Below are 19,226 nucleotides of genomic sequence, written 5' to 3'. Positions count from 1 at the left end.
GCAGAGGCTCCATCCGGCCCCCTGGGGAGGGGGCACGGTTCAGATCGTTAGCGGAACGTAGTGAAGTAGCCTTCGTCGTACTTGGTGAAATCCACCATGGTGCCCAATACCTGCAGATACGCGACCAGCGCTTCCATCTCGGTGATCTGACCGGGAATGCCGTCGAAATCCTTCTCGTGCGCCTGTTTCATCAGGCTGTCCTGCGCTTGGCTGATATCCAACTGGTCGGCCACCACCTTGCCAAACCGGCTGACATTCGCGTCGTATTCCTGCTGAGTGAGCGAATAGGGCACTCCGGTCGCCCGCAGAGCGCCCATCCGGCTAGCCAAATCGGAATAATCCAGCTCGGTCTCTAGCAGCCATGGATAGTTGGGCATGATGGATTGTGGCACCACCGAACGCGGCGCCTTCAAGTGCTGCACGTGCCACTGGTTGGAATACTTGCCGCCCACCCGCGCCAAGTCGGGACCGGTACGCTTGGAACCCCACTGGAATGGATGATCGTACTGCGATTCCGCCGCCAGCGAATAATGGCCGTAGCGCAGCCACTCGTCGCGGAACGGGCGGATCTGCTGGGAATGGCACAGATAGCAGCCTTCGCGAACGTAGATGTCGCGACCGCGCATCTCCAGCGGGGTGTAGGGACGCACTCCGTCCACCTTCTCGACCGTCTCATTGATGTAGAACAGCGGGACGATTTCCACCAGGCCACCGATGCTGATCACCAGCAGGATCAGCACGATCATCAGGCCGGAATTGGTTTCGATATGTTCATGTCGCATCGCTGATTATCTCCGCTATCGTCCGCTCAGGCTTTCGCCATTTTCGCGGCCAGCTTGGCCTCGATGGCTGCCTGCTCGCGCCGAGCCGCCCGCAGGGTCATCACCATGTTGTAGACCATGACCAACACCCCGGCGACGAAGAACGCGCCACCCAAGGCCCGCCATATATACGGGGTATGCATGAACTCGACCGTCTCGATGAAGGTGTAGGCTAGGTTGCCGTAGTCGTCGAAGCTGCGCAGCATCAGTCCCTGGCCAATGCCGGCGACCCACATCGAGGTGATATACAGCACGATGCCGATGGTGGCCAGCCAGAAGTGGACATAGACCAGAGTCTGGCTAAACAGCTTGGCGCCCCACAGGCGCGGGATCAGGTGATAGAAGGCGCCGAAACTGACCAGCGCCACCCAGCCCAGCGCGCCGGAATGCACATGGCCGATGGTCCAGTCGGTGTAATGCGACAGGGCATTGACGCTCTTCAGCGACATCAACGGACCTTCGAAGGTGGACATGCCGTAGAACGACAGCGAGGTGATCAGGAACAGCATGATCGGGTCGGAGCGCAGCTTGTCCCAGGCACCCGACAGGGTCATGATGCCGTTGATCATGCCGCCCCAGGAGGGCATCAACAGCAGGATGGAGAAGGTGGCCGACAGGGTCGAGACCCAGTCGGGCAGCGAGGTCCAGTGCAGGTGGTGACCACCGGCCCACATGTACAGGAAAATCAGCGCCCAGAAGTGGATGATCGACAACCGGTAGGAATAGACCGGCCGACCGGCCTGCTTGGGCACGAAGTAGTACATCATGCCGAGAAAGGCGGCGGTCAGGAAAAAGCCCACGGCGTTGTGGCCATACCACCACTGCGTCATGGCGTCCTGCACGCCGGAAAACAGACTATAGGACTTGGTCAGGCTGACCGGCACCGCCAAGTTGTTGAAGATGTGCAGCAGGGCAACGGCCAGAATGAATGCCAGATAGAACCAGTTGGCCACGTAGATATGCGGCTGACTGCGACGGCGCAGAGTTTCCACGTAAATCGCGAAGTAGGATACCCAGACCAGCGTGATGGCGATGTCCAGCGGCCATTCGAATTCCGCGTATTCGCGACCCTGGGTGAAGCCCATCATGTAGGTCAACGCGCCCAGCGCCACGCCACCGGTCCAGCCCCAGAAGGTGAACTCGGCCAGCCAAGGAAAAGCCAAACGTGCCTGGGACGTACGCTGGACTACATAATAGGAGGTGGCAAACAGGGCGCTGCCGCCAAAACCGAAGATTACCAGTGTGGTGTGAACCGGACGCAACCGGCCGAACGTCAGGGCGGGAATATCGAAATTGAGGAAGGGCCAGGCCAGTTCGCTGGCGATGAAAACGCCGACGCTCATGCCGAGCACCGCAAACACCATGGCCACGATGGTGAACTTGCGGACGATGTCGTAATTATATTGCTCGACCGGCAATGCTGAGCTTTGGGCCATATCCAAGTCTCCTTAGCAAGCCATAAGTTAGAAGCTTTTTGGGTGTTTTCCGATGCTTATCGTTGTTGTGAAACAGGTCCGGTGGGGCTGGACGGCGGTCTATTCTACTAATGACCAAAGGGTTTATTCAATCAGCATTAGCTAATATTGCGAAAAATAACGGCTCTTGGCGACCCAACCTTGGGAAGCGGCTCGTTTCGGAGCTAGAACCACTTGAACAGGAGGGAGGAGTAGTGGTCCAGCATCAGCGCGGCGAATAACCCGAACAGATAAGCGATGGAAAACCCAAACGTCGGCAGGGCAAGCCGATCGTCGCCGGTCGCGAACAGGCGGACCGCATAACCGAGAAAGCGGATGCCCAGCAGGACGGCGCCAGCCAGGTAAATCCAGCCGCTCATGCCGGTCAGGAAGGGTAGCAAGGTGACCAGAAACAGCAGAATGGTATACAGCAGGATGTGTAGCCGGGTGAAAGCAACGCCGTGCGTCACCGGCAACATGGGGATGTCGGCGTCGGCATAATCGCGGCGGCGATGGATCGCCAACGCCCAGAAATGCGGAGGCGTCCAGACGTAGATGATCAAAAACAGCAGCAGCGCGCCCGAATCGACATGACCGGTCACCGCCGTCCAACCGAGTAGCGGTGGCGCCGCGCCGGCGGCGCCACCGATCACGATGTTCTGTGGTGTCGCCCGTTTGAGGAACAAGGTGTAAATCACCGCATAGCCGATCAACGAAATAAAAGTCAGCACCGCAGTGAGCGGGTTGGTGAACGCCAGCAACAACGCCAGACCCAATGTGCCGATGGCCAAGGCAAAGCTCAGCACCTGCCAGGCTTCCAACTGACCGCTGGGCAAGGGTCGGCGGCAGGTACGCATCATGATGGCGTCCACCCGTCGATCCACCAGATGGTTGATGGCGGCGGCGGAGCCGGCCATCAGCGCGATACCGGTCGATCCAAACAGCAGGATCGGCCACGGCACCATCGTCGGCGTCGCCAGCAGCATGCCGACCATCGCGGTAAAAGTGATCAGGGCAACCACCCGCGGCTTGGTCAGCTCCAGATAATCCCGCCCGTGGCGGCGGAGCCCGGCACGCAGCGTCTGAATGGAGGTGGACATCATGATGTGGTTTTCGGCCAGAGCAAATGGTTAAGCGTCACCAACGCCAGCAGTAGCAATGCGGCACCGCCGTTGTGAGCCACCGCCACCGGCAGTGGCAGTTGCATCAGCACATTGGCGAGTCCGAGACCGAGTTGAACGCAGAGTAAAACCGCAATCGCCAGGCCGACCATCCGCAAGTTGCGACTCCGGGATGGCGCCAGCAACCGCCAGACCAGCCAACCGAGATAGAGCAGCATCGCCAAGGCGCCCAGACGATGCATGATGTGAATGGTCACCCGGGCATCATTGCCCAGCACACCGCCTTCGTAGGAAATCCCCAGTCCTCGCCATAGGGTGAACGCCTCCCGAAAATCCAGCGGCGGCCACCAGTGTGCTTGACAGGTCGGAAAATCCGGGCAGGCCAGCGCAGCGTAATTGGCGCTGGTCCAACCACCCAGTGCAATCTGCCCCACCAGCAGCAGCAACCCCAACACGGCAAAAACCCGCAGTGCCCGATCGCCGACAGTCAGCGGGTCGCCGGTCCCGTAGCGACCTTGCCGTAACACCAGCCAGGCCAACAGGCTCAGCGTCGTCAAACCGCCCAGCAGATGTGCCATCACCACCACCGGTTTCAGCTGCCAGGTTACCGTCCACATGCCGAGCAGCGCCTGGAAGACCACCACCCCCAGCAACACTAGCGGCAATGCGACTGGCTGACCTGGCTCACGCCGCCGACGCCAGGCCAAAACCGCCAATGCCAGAATCAGCAATCCCAGGGTGCCAGCGAAATAACGGTGGATCATTTCCTTCCATGCCTTGTCAGGCTCCACCGGCCGATGGGGATAAACCACATTGGCGGCGGCGATCTGTTCGACTTTGTCCGGCACATCCAGATGCCCGTAGCACCCGGGCCAGTCCGGACAGCCTAGGCCGGCATCCGACAACCGTACGTAGGCACCGAGCACCACCACCACGAAGGCCAGCGCCAACGCGACCCAAGCCAAGCGAAGAAACGTCGTTGACCGCATTTTGTGTCATCCAATTTCGGATAAGCGCAGCAACCGTCTCAGATCCTTGAGTATGCCGCTCGGATTGACCGTGACCGGGTAGCGCATCAGTAAGTTGCCCAGCGGATCCAGTAAATAGACCCAATCGCCGGATAGCTCCGGCTGACCGAAGGCTTCGGGCAGCGAATTTCGGGTCTTAGCATCGGCCAAGCCCAGCAACATGGCAGCGTGTTCGGTGGCCAACCACTGGTGCAATCCGTCCTCGGGCACTGCATCCAACAGCAGTAGGGTGACCACTCGGCTCATATCCTTGCCTAGCGCCAAGCGGACTTGCCGCATGTCGTATAAAGCGGTTTGGCAGCGCGAATCGCATTGCCCGGCCGAACCGAGATAAACCAGCGCCCAACGGCCTCGCACCGTCGCATTGTCGACGCGACTTTTCTCAGCCAGATCAAACCGCAAATCCAGGGGATGCGCCGGGTTCAGCAATTCGCCGTGCTGCACGGAACCCGCAGGCCGCCAACGGTCGACCAGCAACCAAGCGGTCACCAGCGGCAGCGCAAAACAGGCAATGATCAACAACAGGAACCACCGCTGCCGCCAAGACGCTAGGCTAGAAGGGGGATTGACTGAAACCGAATCGACACTCATCGCAGGGCTCATTCCGAACGCGGCAATCGGCGCGCGCTGGCGAAGACGTAAAGAATGATCAAGGCCACCGCTAAGGCAAACCATTGTACGGCATAACCGCGATGACGTTCCGGTCCAAAACCGCCGAACTGGGGCCGCCAGTCGCGCCAGTAGCCTTCCGGCGCTTCCGGAACCAGAAGAATCACCGCCGGTTGCAACGGATACCCGAGGATTGCGGATAATCGTTGGTAATCGACATAAGGTATCACTCGCGGCCAGCGCTGGTCAGCCCCAGCCGCATCGCCCAAGCGCAAGCCCGGGGACGCGGGCTGCGCCAACCAACCGCCGATAGTTATATCGTCCGTGGACACTCCGATATCCGGCAACACTTGCCGGGACTCTCCCAGCGGTACCCAGCCACGGTCGATCAGGATAGTGTTTTCGGCCATTCGCAGTGGCGTCAGCACCTGGTAACCCGGTTGGCCGTCATGCACCTGGTTATCCAACAGTATTTGATGCGCGCCGTCGTAACGACCGCTAGCGACCACATGGAGGTAACGATTGCTGGAATCGGCCGGATCGATCCCGGCCAGATCCACCGGCGGCTGCGCAAACCGCTTGGCGAAGCTGGTCTGAAGTTCTGCTTTTTGTGCCGCCCGGTCTAACTGCCAGCAACCCAATGCCAGCAGCACGGGCAACAACAAGAGCACGGCGATGGTGGACGCGCGGCTCGGACAGAAACGCCATGATCCAAGTCGCATCCCGCGTCAAACCCTCGCCGTGGGACGCGCCATCAATGACTCGCCCGTTTCGGGTATACTTGCGGCAATTGTTCCCACCCTGACCGGAACGGCGCCATCCATGATATTCAAGATCATCGTCATCCTCATTCTGCTGATGATTCTCGCCAGTCTGGGCTCCGGGTTGGTCTTCCTGATTCGCGATGGAGGGCGGCGCAGCCCCCGCACGGTCAAGGCGCTGACCGTGCGGATCGTGCTATCGATCGGGTTATTCGTCCTGCTGATGCTGGCCTACGCCACTGGGCTGATTTCCCCGCATGGCCTGTAACCGGAAAACTGGCGGCTATAACCAGTAGACGAAGATAAACAACCCCAGCCAGACCACATCGACGAAGTGCCAGTACCAAGCCGCCGCCTCAAAGGCAAAATGCCGCTGTGGGGTAAAGTGCCCGGCCAAACTTCGAAATAGCATTACGGCCAGAATGATCGCCCCAATGGTCACATGCAGCCCATGAAATCCGGTGAGCATGAAGAAGGTGGACCCATAGATACCGCTGCCCAGGGTCAGGTGCAAGGCATGGTAGGCATGGCTGTATTCGTAAGCCTGAAGGCTCAGGAACAACACACCCAAAGCGACTGTCGCCGCCAAGCCTTTCAGTAATTGCGGGCGATTCTCCTCAATCAATCCCCAATGCGCCCAAGTGAGCGTCGCGCCGCTGCTGAGCAGGATCAGGGTATTGATGGCCGGCAACCCCCAAGGATGCATCGGCGCGAAGAAACCACCGACATCGCTCGGCCCGTTGGTGGGCCAAACCGCTTCATAGCCGGACCAGAGCAGACCGTGGGTCAGCACACCATGGTTGGTTTCCCCGCCCAGCCACGGCACCGAGTAGGTGCGGGCGTAAAACAGGGCGCCGAAGAACGCCGCGAAGAACATCACTTCGGAGAAGATGAACCAGCTCATCCCCCAGCGAAATGAACGGTCCATCTGTTCGCTGTAAAGCCCCTTCTCGCTCTCGCGGATCACCGTACCGAACCAGCCGAACATGGTGATCACAATGAGTGCAAGCCCGGTCAGCAGCAGGGTGCTGCCCCCTCCGTTCAGCAGCGTGGCCCCACCCAACATCAATGTAAACAAACTGACGGTGGCAATGATGGGCCAGTGACTTTGTGTGGGTACGTAATAGTGGTCTGGCGCATGCTCCGCGTGCGTCATTAGTGCATCCCCCTTAGGTAACTTTCACCAATCTGAAATCTGACGGGCGGCTACCCTTCAACCGCCTGCGTCGTCAATTCTGAAAAAAAGTATAGGACAGCGTCACCGTGCGTACATCGGGCGGCAACTCTGGATCGATGCGAAACGTGACCGGCATTTGTCTGCCTTCTCCGGCCTGGAATCGCTGGTGGTTGAAACAGAAGCACTCGATCTTCTGGAAATGAGATGCCGCCAATCCCGGCGAAATACTGGGTATTGCCTGACCGGTCATCGGCTGGTTGGTCAGGTTCTTGGCCCAAAAATGGGTCTGGTAGAACTGGCCGGGATGCACCTGCATGCGAGTGACCTGTGGCGCGAATTCCCATGGAGCGCCTAAGTTCAAGCTAGCGACGAACTCCACGGTCACCGTGCGCGACTCATCGACCTTCATCGGTTCCACCACCGCCACACGGCCACTGGTCTTACCGTTCAAGCCGGTGACTTGGCATAACACATCGTACAACGGCACCAGAGCGAAACCAAACCCAAACATCGCCGCCGTCACCAGTAGCAGGCGTCGCACCATCCGCCGATTCGCGGCCGCCAAGCCCGCTTCCCGAGTTTCCACCATCATCGCCCCCCTTCCATGATCAAGAAGAGACCGTCATCATCAGAATGAAGCCGAAATAGAACACTGCGGCCAGTACAGCCAGCGCCAACACCGTGCGGCCAACCCGCGCGGCACGATCGTTGACGCCGACGGGCTTGACCGCGTTTTTTTGACTCTATTTGCACGCTCACTTGATTTCGGGCGCGGTGGTGAAGGTGTGGTACGGTGGCGGCGAACTCAGGGTCCATTCCAAACCCTCCGCGCCTTCCCAAACCTGATCCGTCGCTTTCGCGCCACCGCGAATGGTCTGGATGACGTTATAAAGGAAGAACAGCTGCGAGAAGCCGAACAGGAACGCACCGACCGTGGAGACCATGTTGAACTCGGTAAACTGCAAGGCGTAGTCAGGGATACGGCGCGGCATGCCGGCCAACCCCAGGAAATGCTGCGGGAAAAACAACACGTTGACCCCGATGACCGACAACCAGAAATGCAGCTTGCCCAGTTTCTCGTTGTACATGTGGCCGGTCCACTTCGGTAACCAGTAATAAGCCGCCGCCATGATCGAGAACACCGCGCCCGGCACCAACACGTAGTGGAAGTGCGCCACCACGAAATAGGTGTCCTGGTACTGGAAATCAGCCGGCGCGATCGCCAGCATCAGTCCGGAGAAACCGCCGATCGTGAATAGAATCACAAAGGCGATGGCGAATAGCATCGGCGTTTCGAAGGTCATCGCGCCGCGCCACATGGTCGAGACCCAGTTGAACACCTTCACTCCAGTCGGCACCGCGATCAGCATGGTCGCGTACATGAAAAACAGTTCGCCAGCCAACGGCATCCCCACCGTGAACATGTGATGCGCCCAGACAATGAAGGACAGGAAGGCGATCGAAGCGGTCGCATACACCATCGAAGCGTAGCCGAACAGCGGCTTGCGGGCGAAGGTCGGAATGATCTGCGAGATGACCCCGAACGCCGGCAGAATCATGATGTAGACCTCGGGATGGCCGAAAAACCAGAAGATGTGCTGGAACATCACCGGGTCGCCGCCACCGGCGGCGCTGAAGAACGAGGTGCCGAAGAACTTATCGGTCAGCAACATGGTCACCGTGCCGGCCAACACTGGCATCACCGCGATCAGCAGGAACGCGGTGATCAGCCAGGTCCACACGAACAGGGGCATCTTCATCAGGGTCATGCCCGGCGCGCGCAGGTTGAGAATGGTGGCGATGATGTTGATCGCGCCCATGATCGAGGAGGCGCCCATCATGTGGATCGCCAGGATCACGAACGGAAAGGCGCTGCCGGTCTGCAACACCAACGGCGGATACAGGGTCCAACCACCGGCCGGGCCGCCACCGGGCATGAACAGCGTGGATAGCAGCAGCGTGAAAGCGAACGGCATGATCCAGAACGACCAGTTATTCATGCGCGGCAGCGCCATGTCCGGCGCGCCGACCATCATCGGGAGCAGCCAGTTGGCCAGCCCGACAAAAGCGGGCATCACCGCGCCGAAGATCATCACCAGCGCGTGCAGGGTGGTCATCTGGTTGAAGAAGTAGGGATCGACAATTTGCAGGCCCGGCTGGAACAGCTCGGCGCGGATCACCAACGCCATCGCGCCGCCGATGAAGAACATCAGCAACGAAAACAGCAGGTAAAGCGTGCCGATATCCTTGTGATTGGTGGTCAACAACCAGCGGCTCAGGCCGCGCGCCGGTCCGTGATCATGATCGTGATCGGTGGCGTGATCGGTGGTATGCGATGCCGTGCTCATAGAGTCTGACCTCCAGGAACGATGGGGGCGCGCGAATCGTTTTGCGCGGTTTGCGAGGTTGAATCTTTCTTCATCTGCTCCAGCCATTGCCGAAATTCAGCCTCGGGCAAGGCCTTGACCACGATCGGCATGAAGCCGTGATCCCTGCCGCACAGTTCGGCGCACTGGCCGCGATAGATGCCCGGTTTCTCGATCTGCGTCCAGACTTCATTGATGAATCCGGGAATCGCATCTTTTTTCCAGCCTAGTTCCGGCACCCACCAGGAATGAATCACATCGGCGGCGGTGGTCAGGATGCGCACCTTCTTGCCGACCGGCAACACCAATGGATGATCCACCTCCAGCAGATAATGTTCGCCCTTGGGGGCGAGATTGCGGATCTGTGCCTGAGGGGTGGAAAGCGTACTGAAAAACTTGACACCATCGTCCAGATAATCGTATTGCCAGCGCCACTGATAGCCGGTGACCTTGATCGTCAATTCGGCATCGCGGGCGTCGTACATACGAACCAAGGTGCCGGTGGCGGGAACCGCCATGCCGATCAGAATCATCATCGGGACAATCGTCCACAACACTTCGACCAAGGTGCTTTCGTGGAACTGAGCAGGCACCGCGCCGCGCGATTTGCGGTGGTGGTAGATCGACCAGAACATGACTCCGAACACCACCACGCCGATGACTACGCAAATCCAGAAGATCAGCATATGCAGATGGTAAACATCATGGCTGATGGCGGTGACGCCCTGCGGCATGTTCAACGTCAAATCGGCGTGCGCGCCCACACTCCACGCCAACGATAGTGCTGCACCCAAGGCGATACCGCCCCCGTGCGCGATGCGACTGGTTGCCATACTCCTCCTCATCCAGATAGTTCGACGCGCCCGGACCGGCGGCGCCTAGCGTAAAACATACAAAACAGCCGGATTGACGCCGACCGTATCAAAAGGTAGAGAGATTTATGGATTGGCACGAAGGCAACGGGTCAGTTCCCGAGCCAACTCGCACCGTTCTTCTTCGATCAGAAAACGCCCAACCTCGACAGCCCGACCCTGGGCACGGATCTGCAAGCGACTCGGATACCACTGCCGGGGGCAACCCGTCAGCACCACCCGCGCCCAATGCCGGGTCAGCACCCAGCTCTGCTGGGGACGTCGCCGCCCCCGTTCGATCCGGATGCTGTCCGCCGCAACGCAGATTACTTCACACTCGTGACAGCGGCAGGTCACGTAGTATAGCCCGATTCCCACCGCCAGCAGTTCCAGACCGGCGAACGGTAACACCAGCCAAAACCCCATGGCGACCAAAGGAGCCACCAGCATCAGGGTCACCAGGCACAAGCCGCCGAACACCCCCAGATTTTGCCGCCACGACAGCGATCGGTTGGGACGAAGTACATAACAATATTGACACTCTGCCGTACCGCTCTCGACCGCGACCATAATTCGGCAATTCCCCTGCTTTGCCTTGCCTTATTAACAAGTAACGGGATATGTGGCTCTTGTCAATACCCCTGCCCAAAACTAGGGATTTGTACGTTAGGGATGATGCAAAGATGACGAAGTCCGGGCTCAGTCTTCTTTCCAGCCACGGTGGCGCAATTGCGACAACGGGAATACCGCCGGACTCGCCGTCCGAGAACGCGACGGACTGGTGAGCGGTCCCCAGGCATGGCCATAAACCACCTCGCAAGCGACTGGCAACAACCCATCGGGACGACGGTACCGTTCGTAGGTCTCCCGCATGACTCGCATCCGCCCCCTGCTCGTCAATCCCCGGGGTCGGCCGGCGGTTACATTGCCGGCGCCGAGTGCCCTGAGGTCGCTGATCAGCCCATCCACATCCCGATAGGTGAGAGTTAGCCGCTCGGTATCCATCACCGGTTCGGCCAGACGGGTCCGCATCAGGGCATCGCCGATATCGTGCATATCGAAAAAAGCGTTGACGTGGTGATAGGAATCGGCGACCGCCCAAGCACGACGCAATTCGAGCAGCGTATCGGGTCCCAGCGTGCTGAACAGCAGCACGCCGCCCGGCTTGAGCACCCGCTGAAACTCGGCGAACACGCGATCCAAATCCAACATCCATTGCAGGGCAAGGTTGGAAAAAATCAGATCGCAACTGGCGGCGGCCAGTGGCAGCGCCTCGGCTTCACCGACCACGCCATGCAAGGTACGCAGCCAGGGTGCACGCCTGCGGGCGGCGGCCACCATGGCCGGCGCCAGTTCCAACCCAATCACCCGAGCCTTGCGATATTTCTTCAGCAACGCTGCCGTGATCGCTCCGGTTCCGCAGCCAACATCGACGATCGATTCAGGCTTTAGTTTGATCAGATCCAACCGCTCCAGCAGTCGACCACCGATCTCACGTTGCAGAACGGCGGCTTGGTCGTAGCTGGCCGCTGCTCGCTCGAATGCCCGGCGCAACCGATGCCGGTCGAGTGTAAAGGGGCTATCGGAAGATTCATGCATCGAGAAACGCTCGCAATTCGGCCACGAATTCCGGCAAGTGCGAAAAGAACGGCGCGTGACCGGCGCGGGGAAAAACATGCAGGCACGCGTCCGGCAGCAAATCCCGCATGGCTTCGCCGGCCGCCGCCGGCACCAACTGGTCACGCTGCCCCATCAACAGCAGGGTCGGGCAGGCGATGCGTGGCAACTCGGCGCGCAGGTCACTGGCCTCCAGGATCGCCAAACCATCCTCCAGCGCCGCTACGTCCGGCTGTCCATGCTGGAACAGCATGGCCTTAAGACGGTGCAGTTGCGCGCCCGCATGTTCGCTACCGTGCACCTCCAGGGCGATGAAGCGCTTGAGCACGGCCCGGTGGTCCTGCCGCAACTCTTCCGCAAATCGGCGCAGTACCGGTCGGGCAATGCCGCACAACCAGTCGGGTCGCTGCACGAAACAGGGCGTGCTGTTGACCAGCACCAACCGGCTGACTCGCTTTGGCGCGGCCAGCGCTACCTGTTGCGCGACCAGCCCACCCAGCGACCAACCCACCCAGGCGGCCGGCGACGGCGTCGCGGCCGCCAACGCGGCAGCCAGATCGTTCAGGGCATGACCGGCGGCCATCGACCGGCTGTAGCCATGCCCCGGCAAGTCCAATAGGGTCACCCGATAATGATCGAGCAGAGCTTCCACCACGTCTTCCCAGACGCCGGAATGCATGCCCCAACCATGCACTAGCACCACATCCGGTCCGGTCCCGATGGTTTCGGTGTAGAGCGAGGATGCCATGGAGCGCGTTTCCGACACCCCATCGCCATCGACGGATGAGTTCGTCATGCGGATTGTTCCAAGTGTTCAAATCTCCAAAGTCAGCGGCCCTGTCCTGTCAGCAACACCTGATCCAATCCGATGCCGGTCATATCGAACGGGGACCACGATCACCATACCGAATCAGTGGGCTCGGTACGATCTTTCGGTGAGGGGCTACAATACTCGCCGTTCCGCCGATCTGAGCTATCGCATGTTGCCATGACTTCGACCGCATCCGCCACGGGCTGGCAAGCCCATCTGAACCTCGGCTTTCAGCGTCAGGCTCAGCGCACCATCCTGGGGCAATGCGCGCATCGCGGTCCTTTACAAGTGCAGCGGCCGTTCTATCCCGAAGGAAAAGAGGTCTGCCACGTCGCGATTCTTCATCCCCCCGGCGGCGTGGTCGGCGGCGATCGACTGCGGATCGATGCCACTCTCGATCCGGGCGCCCATGCGCTGCTCACCACCCCGGCCGCCGGCAAATTTTACCGCAGCGCGGGTCCGTTCGCCCGACAACGCCAACATCTGACCGTCACCACCGGGGCGGCGCTGGAATGGTTGCCGCAGGAAAACATCGTCTACCAGGGCGCTCGGATACAGACCTCGACCCGGATCGACTTACAGGGCGACGCACGCTTTCTGGGTTGGGAAATCCTCTGCCTGGGCCGACCGGCGGCTGGCGAGCGGTTCGAATTCGGCGAGTGCCAGCAAAATTTCGAATTGTGGCGCGACGGCGAACCGCTCTACCTGGAACAGGGGCGCTATACTGGTGGAGAGCCGGTGCTCGCCGCTCACTGGGGACTGCAAGGCCAACCGGCCAGCGCCACTCTGCTTGCCGCCGGTTCGCCGCCGGGTCTGGTTGCCGATTTGCGCGCCGCCCTGGAGCCGTCGGCTGGCGAGGCCAGGGTATCCGTCAGTCAGTTGGACGGGGTGCTGGTGTGTCGCTATCTGGGCCCATCGGCGACCATGGCCCGCCAGCTTCTGACCATGGCATGGGGCTTGCTCCGACCGGCGCTATTGGACCGTCCGCCCTGCCCCTCCCGTTTCTGGATTACCTGACCCCGTGCGAGAACGTTCATGGAACTCACGCCCCGCGAAAAAGACAAGCTGCTGCTGTTCACCGCCGGCCTGCTGGCGGAACGGCGCAAGGCCAAGGGCCTGAAACTCAACTATCCGGAAACCGTCGCCTATATTTCCTGTGCCCTGCTGGAAGGCGCGCGGGAGGGTAAGAGCGTGGCGGAACTGATGAGCCATGGCCGCACCCTGCTGACCCGCGATGAGGTCATGGAAGGAGTCCCGGAGATGATCCCCGAAGTACAGATCGAGGCCACCTTCCCGGACGGCACCAAACTGGTGACCGTGCACCACCCGATTCCCTGAGGAGAACGCCCATGATCCCCGGTGAAATCGTCACCGCCGCCGGTGACCTCGAACTCAATGCCGGCCGCCGCGCGCTGCGACTGAGCGTGGCCAACACCGGCGACCGGCCGATCCAGGTCGGCTCGCATTATCACTTTGCCGAGACCAACCCGGCGCTGCGCTTCGACCGGACACTGGCGCGTGGTTGCCGACTCGATATCCCCGCCGGCACCGCCGTGCGCTTCGAGCCGGGTCAGGAACGCGAAGTGGATCTGGTCGACTACGCCGGCGCGCGGGAAGTGTACGGCTTTCGCGCCGCGATCATGGGACCGCTGGAGGACCAGCCATGAGCCGCATCGACCGTCGCGCTTATGCGGACATGTATGGCCCCACCATCGGCGACCGGGTTCGGTTGGGCGATACCGAGTTATGGATCGAGGTCGAACATGATCATGCACTTTATGGCGAGGAAGTGAAATTCGGCGGCGGCAAGGTGATCCGCGACGGCATGGGCCAGTCGCAGCGCACCCAAGCCGAGGGCGCGGTCGATACCGTGATCACCAATGCGCTGATCGTCGATCACTGGGGCATCGTCAAGGCCGACATCGGCATCAAGGACGGCCGCATCGCCGGTATCGGCAAGGCCGGCAACCCCGACATCCAGCCGGGCGTGAACATCGTCATCGGTCCCGGTACCGAGGCCATCGCTGGCGAAGACTTGATCGCCACCGCCGGCGGCATCGACAGCCACATCCATTTCATCTGCCCGCAGCAAGTCGAGGAAGCGCTGATGTCTGGCGTGACCACCATGCTCGGCGGCGGCACCGGCCCGGCCACCGGCACCAATGCGACCACCTGCACACCTGGACCGTGGAATCTGCGACGGATGCTGCAAGCGGCGGAAGGGCTGCCGGTCAATCTCGGCTTTCTCGGCAAGGGCAACGCCAGTCGCCCGGCGGCATTGGAGGAACAGCTCGAAGCCGGCGCGATGGGCCTAAAACTGCACGAGGACTGGGGCACCACGCCGGCGGCAATCGACAACTGTCTGAGCGTCGCTGAACGTTACGACGTGCAGGTGGCGATTCACACCGACACGCTCAACGAATCCGGCTTTGTCGAGGATACTCTAGCAGCCTTCAAAGGTCGGGCGATTCATACCTATCACACCGAAGGTGCCGGCGGGGGTCATGCGCCCGACATCATCCGCGCCTGCGGCGAGCCGAACGTGTTGCCCTCCTCTACCAATCCGACCCGGCCGTACACGGTCAACACCGTGGACGAACACCTCGACATGCTGATGGTCTGCCATCACCTTGATCCCGGTATTCCCGAGGACGTGGCCTTCGCCGATTCGCGCATCCGCCGCGAAACCATCGCCGCCGAGGACATCCTGCACGACCTGGGTGCGTTCTCGATGATTTCTTCCGATTCGCAAGCCATGGGCCGGGTCGGCGAGGTGATTACCCGCACTTGGCAGACCGCCCATAAGATGAAGGTACAGCGCGGGTATTTGCCGCCACCCTCACCCCCAACCCCTCTCCCGCTAGCGGGAGAGGGGAGTGAGCGCGCCGACAATTTCCGGGTCAAGCGTTACGTCGCCAAGTACACCATCAACCCCGCCATCACTCATGGCATCGGTCATCTGGTCGGCTCGCTGGAGGTGGGTAAGCTGGCCGACATCGTGCTGTGGCAACCGGCGTTTTTTGGGGTCAAGCCGTCGCTGATCGTCAAGGGTGGCTTCATTGTCGCCGCGCCGATGGGCGACCCCAATGCTTCGATTCCGACGCCGCAACCGGTGCATTACCGGCCGATGTTCGGCGCCTTCGGCGGCGCGCTGGCGGCAACCTGCCTGACTTTCGTATCCAAGGCCGCACTGAACAGCGGCGCGCTGGATGCACTGGGTCTGAACCGAATGCTGGCGGCGGTACGGGATACCCGCGCCATCGGCAAGCGTGATCTGATCCACAACGACTATTTGCCTCGCGTCGAAGTGGACCCGCAGACCTACGAGGTACGGGCCGATGGGGTGTTGCTCACCTGCGAGCCGGCCAAGGTTTTGCCGCTGGCGCAGCGATATTTTCTGTTTTAAAACACCCGTCTTCACAATTTCGAGGAGAAGTCCAAGCCCTGACTATAATGTTACGAACAGATGACAGACACCATCTACTCGCTGACAACTCAGGGGAAGACCAAATGCTTATACGTCACTCGATCCTTACGAGCGCTCTCTGGATGGTCGCAACAACCAGCATGGCTGCTACCGAGCGTGACTACATCAGCATGGCGGGTTCAACCACGGTCGCGCCCTTTGCGACTGCGGTTGGGGAGCGTTTCAGCCAAACCTCTCACTTACGCCCCCCTCAAATCCAAGCCATCGGCTCGGGCGCCGGTTTGAAACTGTTTTGCTCGGGAGCGGGTACCGAGACCCCGGATATCGCCATCGCGGTACGGCCCATCAAGCCTACGGAAAGGGAAACGTGCGAAAAAAATGGCGTCAAGGACATCGTTGAAATCAATATTGGCACCATCGCTACGGTCGTCGTGCAATCGAACGCCAGCGCCAAGGTTGGCAATCTCACCCGCAAGAATTTATTCCTGGCCATGGCCAAGGAGGTCCCGGATCCGAAAAACAGTGCCAAGCTGATTCCCAATCCTTACAAGACCTGGAAAGACATCGATCCGACCTTGCCCAATACCAAAATCACGATATGGGCGCCGGCCGAAATGCATGGCACCCACGATATCGTGATAAACCAGATCATGCTGGCCGGTTGCCAACAGATCGATGCGATGCAAACCCTGACCGGGAACGACCCCAAAACCCTCGTAGCGGCTTGCACACAACCCCGAGAGGATGGCGCCTATGTGGAGTTCAAGGACTACGGTGCCGCCATCAAGGAGGTGCAGGCCAACCCCAATGCGCTGGGCATCATGGCGCAAAACCAATTCAGCCAGGACGCCGGCCTGAATCCCATTGCGATCGATGGCTACGAACCCTCAGCTCCAAGCATTGCCCACAGCGTGTACCCGCTCACGGAATCGCTGCGTTTTTATGTCAAAAAAGCCCATCTCAGCAACGTCACGGGACTGCAAAACTATCTGGCCGAGCTCACCTCCGAAACCGCCATCGGCACCAATCGGGGTTATCTGAGTGCCATCGGTATGGTGACCCTGTCCTTACCCGACCGCAATCTGGCACGAGCCAGCGTAGCCGATCTGACAGCGCGCTGAGCCCACTAACCCGATTAGTCCACCGCCACCCCCTGGACCAGCAACGTGCCGCTGCGACCCGGAACAGCGCCGTAGCGCAGCGCGTGGCGAGGCAAAGTGTCGAACGCGCGCTCGGCGACCGCCGCGCGCAGCGCGCCGAGTCGGTAGCCCTGGTCGCGCCAGCCGGTCAACAGACGATCGAGTATGGGCAGAAATTTCATGCCCTCCAATTCAGCGTGCAGAGTGAAGACATGGCCGGTCGGCGGCGCGACGCGGGTCAGCTCCAGCAGTCGATCAGCCACGTTGTCGGGCGTCACTCCATCCACTCCGATCAGCTCGTCCAGGGTCGGCAAGGTGGTTGGCCATTGCGGACAGCGCAGCGTTGCGCCGGCCACGACCGGCTGGAATGGATGGGTACCACGCGCATCGGAACAGCAAGTGAAACCATCATCGTCCGCCAACCGGAGAGCATGATCGTTCATCTGCCAACCAGCCGCGCCGTGCACGGTCGCCGCTTCCCCAAAGATCTCGGCATAACGCGCCACCGCCTTGCCCCACTCACGGGCCGTCCATTCCCGATCGGCCACGGCCACCCGATCCTGCCAGAGGACATGATCCCAGCAGTGAATGCCGGTCTCGAAGCCGGCCGCGTGGACCGAGCGCATCACCTCGCCGGCGCGGCGACCGATGTCCGGTCCCGGCAGCAAGACCCCGTACAACAGCGTCCTCACGCCGTAATGCTCGACCACCGAGGTCCGCTTGACCTTGCCGAGAAAGCCGCGCTGGAACACTCGCCGAATCGCCCAACCGGTGTGATCGGGACCGAGACTAAACAGGAACGTCGCATCTGTTCGATGCTGGCGAAAAAGTTCGACCAGCCGCGGCACACCCTCCAGCGTCCCGCGCAGGGTATCGACATCGACCTTCAGGGTCAGCGATGGCACTGACACCGGTCAATCGACCAACGTGCCGGCATCGGCCACATGGGCGCGATACGCCTCGAAAATCCGCCGCAACGCCTCGTCCATGGTGACTTCGGGCCGCCAGTCGAGATCAGCGCAGGTATTGGCGATCTTCGGCACCCGCTGTTGCACGTCCTGATAACCCTGACCGTAATAGTCGTGCGCGGTGGTTTCGATCAATTGCACTCTGGCCGCCCGTTCCCGATATTCCGGGTATTCCGCCGCCAGTTCCAACATGCGGACTGCGAGTTCGCGCACTGACAAGTTGTTGCGCGGATTGCCGATATTGTAGATCTTGCCGCTGGTTACGCTCCGCTCGTTGGCGATGATCCGCATCAGCGCATCGATGCCGTCGTCGATGTAGGTGAACGAGCGCCGCTGGGTGCCGCCATCGACCAGTTTGATCGATTCCCCCCTCGCGATCTGACCCAGAAATTGGGTGATCACCCGAGAGCTACCTTCCTTGGGGGTATTGATGGAATCGAGGCCAGCGCCGATCCAGTTGAACGGCCGAAACAGCGTGAAATCGAGCCCCTGCTCCATGCCGTAGGCCCAGATCACCCGATCCATCATCTGCTTGGCGCAGGCGTAGATCCAACGGGGTTTGTTGATCGGCCCGTAGACCAGTGGCGAGTTCTCGGAATCGAACTCCGGGTCCGCGCACATGCCGTACACCTCGGAGGTCGAGGGGAAAACCAGTCGCTTGCGGTACCTGACGCAGGCCCGCACGATCGGTAGATTGGCCTCAAAGTCGAGTTCGAACACCCGCAGCGGTTCGCGCACATAAGTCGCGGGCGTGGCAATGGCCACCAACGGCAGCACCACGTCGCATTTCTTGACGTGGTATTCGATCCACTCCCGGTTGATGGTGATATCGCCCTCGAAAAAAGCGAAAGCGCGGATGATCAAGCAGATCGAGGACGCGATCGTCCTGCATGTCCATGCCGTGAATTTGCCAATCGGTGTCGGCCAAAATGCGCTTGGACAGATGATGACCGATGAACCCGTTGACGCCGAGAACAAGCACTCTTTTCATTGCGGAAAGGATTCCGATGTCTTGAAGATGAATTTGAAGCGGGCGTTGCCCGGCGATTTCAGTCGCCCAAGCGCCACGGACCGGA

At 60.5% G+C, this 19,226-nt stretch carries 20 protein-coding genes and 2 pseudogenes; 7 read left to right on the top strand and 15 right to left on the bottom strand.

Annotated elements, in window-relative coordinates; all coding sequences use genetic code 11:
• Positions 1-47: 47 nt before the first annotated feature.
• From ccoO to E4P82_RS13670, 6 genes are all read right to left on the bottom strand, one after another.
• Positions 48-782, bottom strand: coding sequence for a cytochrome-c oxidase, cbb3-type subunit II (gene ccoO / locus E4P82_RS13695; RefSeq protein ID WP_169249409.1), 735 nt, complete (start codon positions 780-782; stop codon positions 48-50).
• 26 nt (positions 783-808) lie between these two features.
• Complete coding sequence (gene ccoN / locus E4P82_RS13690; protein WP_169249408.1) at positions 809-2,257, bottom strand: cytochrome-c oxidase, cbb3-type subunit I; 1,449 nt, start codon at positions 2,255-2,257, stop codon at positions 809-811.
• A gap of 203 nt (positions 2,258-2,460) precedes the next feature.
• Positions 2,461-3,375: a heme o synthase gene (gene cyoE / locus E4P82_RS13685; protein ID WP_169249420.1), complete on the bottom strand. Its 915-nt coding sequence runs from the start codon at positions 3,373-3,375 to the stop codon at positions 2,461-2,463.
• Positions 3,375-4,385 (bottom strand): COX15/CtaA family protein, encoded by a 1,011-nt coding sequence (locus E4P82_RS13680; RefSeq protein ID WP_169249407.1) that lies wholly within the window; start codon positions 4,383-4,385, stop codon positions 3,375-3,377. The genes cyoE and E4P82_RS13680 overlap by 1 nt, the downstream gene beginning before the upstream one ends.
• A 6-nt stretch (positions 4,386-4,391) precedes the next feature.
• The gene (locus tag E4P82_RS13675) at positions 4,392-4,946 is read right to left on the bottom strand and encodes an SCO family protein (RefSeq protein ID WP_169249406.1); all 555 of its coding nucleotides are present in this window, start codon (positions 4,944-4,946) and stop codon (positions 4,392-4,394) included.
• 77 nt (positions 4,947-5,023) lie between these two features.
• Positions 5,024-5,755, bottom strand: coding sequence for an SURF1 family protein (locus tag E4P82_RS13670; RefSeq protein ID WP_169249405.1), 732 nt, complete (start codon positions 5,753-5,755; stop codon positions 5,024-5,026).
• A 100-nt stretch (positions 5,756-5,855) separates the two neighbouring features.
• On the opposite strand from E4P82_RS13670, the gene E4P82_RS13665 reads away from it, so the two are divergent.
• The gene (locus E4P82_RS13665; RefSeq protein ID WP_169249404.1) at positions 5,856-6,062 is read left to right on the top strand and encodes a twin transmembrane helix small protein; all 207 of its coding nucleotides are present in this window, start codon (positions 5,856-5,858) and stop codon (positions 6,060-6,062) included.
• 15 nt (positions 6,063-6,077) lie between these two features.
• On the opposite strand, the gene E4P82_RS13660 is transcribed toward E4P82_RS13665, so the two are convergent.
• The 7 genes and pseudogenes from E4P82_RS13660 to bioH all read right to left on the bottom strand — a co-directional run bounded on the left by E4P82_RS13660 (position 6,078) and on the right by bioH (position 12,601).
• Positions 6,078-6,950 carry a cytochrome c oxidase subunit 3 gene (locus E4P82_RS13660; RefSeq protein ID WP_169249403.1) on the bottom strand — a complete coding sequence of 291 codons (873 nt, stop codon included), beginning with the start codon at positions 6,948-6,950 and terminating at the stop codon, positions 6,078-6,080.
• Positions 6,951-7,023: 73 nt separating this feature from the next.
• Entirely contained in the window at positions 7,024-7,563 is a 540-nt protein-coding gene (locus tag E4P82_RS13655) for a cytochrome c oxidase assembly protein (RefSeq protein WP_246327586.1), read from the bottom strand.
• A 163-nt stretch (positions 7,564-7,726) separates the two neighbouring features.
• Positions 7,727-9,319, bottom strand: coding sequence for a cytochrome c oxidase subunit I (gene ctaD, locus E4P82_RS13650; RefSeq protein WP_169249402.1), 1,593 nt, complete (start codon positions 9,317-9,319; stop codon positions 7,727-7,729).
• A 59-nt stretch (positions 9,320-9,378) separates the two neighbouring features.
• A pseudogene (gene coxB / locus E4P82_RS13645) lies at positions 9,379-10,170 on the bottom strand (cytochrome c oxidase subunit II); the annotation flags it as partial.
• A 105-nt stretch (positions 10,171-10,275) separates the two neighbouring features.
• Positions 10,276-10,758, bottom strand: coding sequence for a DUF2244 domain-containing protein (locus E4P82_RS13640; protein WP_169249401.1), 483 nt, complete (start codon positions 10,756-10,758; stop codon positions 10,276-10,278).
• Between the two features lie 129 nt (positions 10,759-10,887).
• Entirely contained in the window at positions 10,888-11,787 is a 900-nt protein-coding gene (bioC, locus tag E4P82_RS13635; protein ID WP_169249400.1) for a malonyl-ACP O-methyltransferase BioC, read from the bottom strand.
• Entirely contained in the window at positions 11,780-12,601 is an 822-nt protein-coding gene (gene bioH / locus E4P82_RS13630; RefSeq protein ID WP_246327585.1) for a pimeloyl-ACP methyl ester esterase BioH, read from the bottom strand. Before bioH ends, bioC begins: the two co-directional genes overlap by 8 nt.
• Positions 12,602-12,793: 192 nt before the next feature.
• Here bioH and E4P82_RS13625 point away from each other — a divergent pair, with 192 nt between their 5' ends.
• From E4P82_RS13625 to E4P82_RS13605, 5 genes are read left to right on the top strand one after another with little or no spacing between them, the layout of a single operon-like run.
• Complete coding sequence (locus tag E4P82_RS13625) at positions 12,794-13,633, top strand: urease accessory protein UreD (protein WP_169249399.1); 840 nt, start codon at positions 12,794-12,796, stop codon at positions 13,631-13,633.
• 18 nt (positions 13,634-13,651) lie between these two features.
• On the top strand, positions 13,652-13,954 hold the full coding sequence (gene ureA / locus E4P82_RS13620) for an urease subunit gamma (protein ID WP_169249398.1): 303 nt from the start codon (positions 13,652-13,654) through the stop codon (positions 13,952-13,954).
• 11 nt (positions 13,955-13,965) lie between these two features.
• Positions 13,966-14,283 (top strand): urease subunit beta, encoded by a 318-nt coding sequence (locus tag E4P82_RS13615; RefSeq protein WP_169249397.1) that lies wholly within the window; start codon positions 13,966-13,968, stop codon positions 14,281-14,283.
• Positions 14,280-16,022 (top strand): urease subunit alpha, encoded by a 1,743-nt coding sequence (gene ureC / locus E4P82_RS13610; protein ID WP_169249396.1) that lies wholly within the window; start codon positions 14,280-14,282, stop codon positions 16,020-16,022. Before E4P82_RS13615 ends, ureC begins: the two co-directional genes overlap by 4 nt.
• A gap of 47 nt (positions 16,023-16,069) precedes the next feature.
• Positions 16,070-17,164 carry a substrate-binding domain-containing protein gene (locus E4P82_RS13605; RefSeq protein WP_169249395.1) on the top strand — a complete coding sequence of 365 codons (1,095 nt, stop codon included), beginning with the start codon at positions 16,070-16,072 and terminating at the stop codon, positions 17,162-17,164.
• 14 nt (positions 17,165-17,178) lie between these two features.
• Here the strand turns inward: E4P82_RS13605 and E4P82_RS13600 are convergent, their stop codons facing one another.
• On the bottom strand, positions 17,179-18,087 hold the full coding sequence (locus E4P82_RS13600; protein ID WP_169249416.1) for a polysaccharide deacetylase family protein: 909 nt from the start codon (positions 18,085-18,087) through the stop codon (positions 17,179-17,181).
• Positions 18,088-18,096: 9 nt separating this feature from the next.
• Positions 18,097-19,078 (bottom strand): annotated as a pseudogene (locus E4P82_RS13595) (bifunctional UDP-4-keto-pentose/UDP-xylose synthase).
• Between E4P82_RS13595 and E4P82_RS22230 the strand changes: the two are divergent.
• A partial coding sequence (locus E4P82_RS22230) for a hypothetical protein (protein ID WP_246327588.1) occupies positions 19,007-19,226 on the top strand: 220 nt, incomplete at its 3' end. The pseudogene E4P82_RS13595 and the gene E4P82_RS22230 overlap by 72 nt on opposite strands.

It is taken from the genome of Candidatus Competibacter phosphatis (genome assembly GCF_012939995.1).
Classification (GTDB): Bacteria; Pseudomonadota; Gammaproteobacteria; order Competibacterales; family Competibacteraceae; genus Competibacter; species Competibacter phosphatis.
Note: the sequence above shows the minus strand (reverse complement) of the source record. Positions and strands in the feature narration are given on the sequence as shown.

Excerpts from the sequence above, each read along its gene's own strand:
- ureC (WP_169249396.1), top strand. The coding sequence starts at position 14,280 with ATGAGCCGCATCGACCGTCGCGCTTATGCGGACATGTATGGCCCCACC.
- E4P82_RS13625 (WP_169249399.1), top strand. The coding sequence starts at position 12,794 with ATGACTTCGACCGCATCCGCCACGGGCTGGCAAGCCCATCTGAACCTC.
- ctaD (WP_169249402.1), bottom strand. The coding sequence starts at position 9,319 with ATGAGCACGGCATCGCATACCACCGATCACGCCACCGATCACGATCAT.
- E4P82_RS13640 (WP_169249401.1), bottom strand. The coding sequence starts at position 10,758 with ATGGTCGCGGTCGAGAGCGGTACGGCAGAGTGTCAATATTGTTATGTA.
- E4P82_RS13670 (WP_169249405.1), bottom strand. The coding sequence starts at position 5,755 with ATGCGACTTGGATCATGGCGTTTCTGTCCGAGCCGCGCGTCCACCATC.
- E4P82_RS13660 (WP_169249403.1), bottom strand. The coding sequence starts at position 6,950 with ATGACGCACGCGGAGCATGCGCCAGACCACTATTACGTACCCACACAA.
- E4P82_RS13680 (WP_169249407.1), bottom strand. The coding sequence starts at position 4,385 with ATGCGGTCAACGACGTTTCTTCGCTTGGCTTGGGTCGCGTTGGCGCTG.
- cyoE (WP_169249420.1), bottom strand. The coding sequence starts at position 3,375 with ATGTCCACCTCCATTCAGACGCTGCGTGCCGGGCTCCGCCGCCACGGG.
- E4P82_RS13655 (WP_246327586.1), bottom strand. The coding sequence starts at position 7,563 with ATGATGGTGGAAACTCGGGAAGCGGGCTTGGCGGCCGCGAATCGGCGG.
- E4P82_RS13665 (WP_169249404.1), top strand. The coding sequence starts at position 5,856 with ATGATATTCAAGATCATCGTCATCCTCATTCTGCTGATGATTCTCGCC.
- ureA (WP_169249398.1), top strand. The coding sequence starts at position 13,652 with ATGGAACTCACGCCCCGCGAAAAAGACAAGCTGCTGCTGTTCACCGCC.
- E4P82_RS13615 (WP_169249397.1), top strand. The coding sequence starts at position 13,966 with ATGATCCCCGGTGAAATCGTCACCGCCGCCGGTGACCTCGAACTCAAT.
- bioH (WP_246327585.1), bottom strand. The coding sequence starts at position 12,601 with ATGACGAACTCATCCGTCGATGGCGATGGGGTGTCGGAAACGCGCTCC.
- E4P82_RS13605 (WP_169249395.1), top strand. The coding sequence starts at position 16,070 with ATGTTACGAACAGATGACAGACACCATCTACTCGCTGACAACTCAGGG.
- bioC (WP_169249400.1), bottom strand. The coding sequence starts at position 11,787 with ATGCATGAATCTTCCGATAGCCCCTTTACACTCGACCGGCATCGGTTG.
- ccoN (WP_169249408.1), bottom strand. The coding sequence starts at position 2,257 with ATGGCCCAAAGCTCAGCATTGCCGGTCGAGCAATATAATTACGACATC.
- ccoO (WP_169249409.1), bottom strand. The coding sequence starts at position 782 with ATGCGACATGAACATATCGAAACCAATTCCGGCCTGATGATCGTGCTG.